The organism is Microbacterium sp. MEJ108Y, from assembly GCF_000834175.1.
GTDB lineage: Bacteria > Actinomycetota > Actinomycetes > Actinomycetales > Microbacteriaceae > Microbacterium > Microbacterium forte.
In genome coordinates this window covers 1-2,721 of record NZ_JXQX01000037.1, presented here as the reverse complement: position 1 = coordinate 2,721, position 2,721 = coordinate 1, and the positions used below count along the sequence as shown (strand labels likewise).

Sequence of the window (2,721 nt, the reverse complement as noted above, 5' to 3'; positions counted from 1 at the left end):
ATCTCGGTGGTCATCGCGGCCGCCATCGCCGTGCCGCTCGGGTGGCTCATCGGTCACACGGGCAAGGGGCGGGAGATCGCTGTGGCCATCTCGGGTGCGGCGCGCGCGATCCCGGCCTTCGGTCTCATGATCCTCCTCGTGCTCCTGCTCGGCGTGCTCCGTGTTCCCCAGGCCGCGGTCACGACGTTCGTGCTGCTTGCAATCCCTTCCCTGCTCGCCGGTGCGTACACCGGGCTCGAGGCCATCGACCGACGGGTGATCGACTCGGCGAAGGCCATGGGAATGACGGGCTGGCAGATCTTCTGGAAGGTCGAGGTGCCGCTCGGTCTCCCGCTGCTCGTGGGCGGCATCCGCTCGGCGTTGCTCCAGGTCATCGCGACCGTCACGATCGCCGCATACGTCGGCCTGGGCGGGCTCGGGTACCCGATCATCCAGGGCATCCCTCTGCAGCGCTTCGACCAGGTGCTCGCGGGAGCGATCCTCGTCGCCACGCTGGCGCTGATCGTCGACCTGCTGCTGGCCGCAGCCCAGCACCTGGCGGTCCCGCGTGGGCTGCGCACCGGTGGCCGGCCCTCGCGCCGACGCTCGCGTTCGCTCACGCCGGCCGCCGAGCCCTCCACCACCGAGCCCTCCACCGCCGACCCGTCCGCCGCCGAGTCCGGGACGACGTCGGTCGTGACCCAGCCCGCCACCTCCTGAATCCACAGCACAGCAGTTCCAGCAGTCCCCCAGAGAAGAGGAAGTCCATGTTCACAGCACGAGGCAAGCGCTCTGTCTTCGCCGTCGGCCTTGTCGCCGCGGCCGCACTCGCCCTGTCCGCCTGCGGCTCGAGCGAGTCGCTCGGCGAGCCCGCCGACTCGGGCGAGAGCTCCGGCAGCGGCGACACGATCGTCGTCGGCTCGCAGGCGTACTACTCCAACGAGATCATCGCCGAGATCTACGCCCAGGCGCTCGAGGCAGCCGGCTTCGACGTCGAGAAGCAGCTCAGCATCGGTCAGCGCGACGCGTACATGCCCGACGTCGAGTCCGGCGACATCGACGTCTTCCCCGAGTACACGGGCAGCCTGCTCGAGTACATCTCGGACGACGACATCGACGTCACCAGCCCCGACGACGTCTACGCCGCACTGCAGGACGCCCTGCCCGAGAGCCTCACAGCCCTCGACTTCGCCGAGGCGACCGACCAGGACTCCTACACGGTGCTGAAGAGCTTCGCGGAGGAGAACGGCCTGACCACGATCGGCGACCTCTCGAAGGTGACCTCGCAGGTCACGATCGGTGCGGCTCCCGAGTTCGAGCAGCGCCCTTACAGCCCGGCCGCGGCCAAGGAGGTCTACGGCGTCGACCTGGCGTTCTCGGCCACCGGCCCGACCACGCTCGAGTCGCTGCTCGCCGGCCAGATCCAGGTCGCGGACATCTACACCGCCGACCCGGCGTTCGAGACCGAGGAGATCGTCGCTCTCGAAGACCCCGAGAACCTGATCATCTCGTCGAACGTCGTGCCGATCGTCTCGAGCGACATCGCCGATGACGTCTCCGATGTTCTCAACGCGATCAGCGCGAAGCTCACGGCCGAGGAGCTCGTCTCCCTCAACGTCCTGAGCACGGTCGACCAGCAGTCGTCGGCTGACATCGCGAAGAAGTGGCTCGAGGACAACGACCTCGTCTGACGCCGAGTCGTCTTCACACAGAAGTGCCCGGTCCCTCAGGGGGCCGGGCACTTCTGCGTGTGCGGGGCGGTGAGGCCGCGGTTTCTACGCGAGACCCGTGCGCGGGACGGAGGCCACATGCGCGGTTCGCGGTGTCGCGGTGTCGCGGTGTGATACCGCGTCCGCGCGCGGAGCTGGGAGCTAGATCCGGGCTCTAGATCCGGGCATCCTGCCGTGGGATCAGCACCTGTTTGATGATGATGAGGATGGATGCCGCGACCGGCACCGCCACGAGCGCTCCGAGCAGACCCAGCAGCGTGCCGCCCGCGAGTGCGCCGATCACCACGAGCGCGCCGGGCACCGAGACGGCGCGGTTCATCACGCGGGGGGTGATCACGTACGCCTCGATCTGCATGTAGACGAGGTAGATGAGAGCGAAGACCAGCGCCGCGATCGGATTGGTGAACAGGGCGAGACCCGTGCCGATGATCCAGAAGATCACCGATCCGACGAGCGGGATCAGGGTGATGCAGAACGCGACGGTCGCCATGAGCGGCGGGAACGGCAGTCCGAGGAACAGATACAGCAGGAATGCGAGCACGGCGTTGCAGAACGCGAGCACGACCATCCCCATGACGTAGGCGCCGACCGAGTCGGTGATCTGGTCGGTGATGTCGCTGGCGCGAGCACGGTCACGGGCGGGAGCGAGTCGAAGCATTCCCGACTTGATCGCGGGCAGTGTCGCGACGAAGTAGAGCGTGAGCACCAGGACGACGATGATGCCCGAGATGGCGTTGGCGATCGAGGCGCCGACCTTCAGGGCTCCGCCGCCGATCGCAGCGATGTTGCCGGGGTTGGTGAGGAACGACTGCACGTCGGCGACGAGGTCCTGGAACTGATCGCCGAACTGCTCATCGAGCGCCGCATAGATGTCGCTGCGGGTGAACTCCTGGATCATCCCCGGCACGGATCCGACGAAGCTCGCGATCTGGTCGATCACGACCGGCAGCACCATCCACACGACGAGGCCGGCCACGACGATGAGCCCGAGGATCGCGACGACCACCGAGAT

General features: G+C 67.5%; 3 protein-coding genes. 2 read left to right on the top strand and 1 reads right to left on the bottom strand.

Going from position 1 to position 2,721, the window contains the following annotated elements; translation table 11 throughout:
• Together RU09_RS14865 and RU09_RS14860 are read left to right on the top strand one after the other, a co-directional pair.
• The coding region (locus tag RU09_RS14865; protein WP_156145946.1) for an ABC transporter permease at positions 1–699 on the top strand (699 nt) is incomplete at its 5' end.
• Positions 700–746: 47 nt separating this feature from the next.
• Positions 747–1,670: an ABC transporter substrate-binding protein gene (locus RU09_RS14860; protein ID WP_042541660.1), complete on the top strand. Its 924-nt coding sequence runs from the start codon at positions 747–749 to the stop codon at positions 1,668–1,670.
• Positions 1,671–1,863: 193 nt separating this feature from the next.
• On the opposite strand, the gene RU09_RS14855 is transcribed toward RU09_RS14860, so the two are convergent.
• Positions 1,864–2,721, bottom strand: an 858-nt coding sequence (locus tag RU09_RS14855) for an AI-2E family transporter (protein WP_042541659.1), incomplete at its 5' end; no start/stop codon positions are given.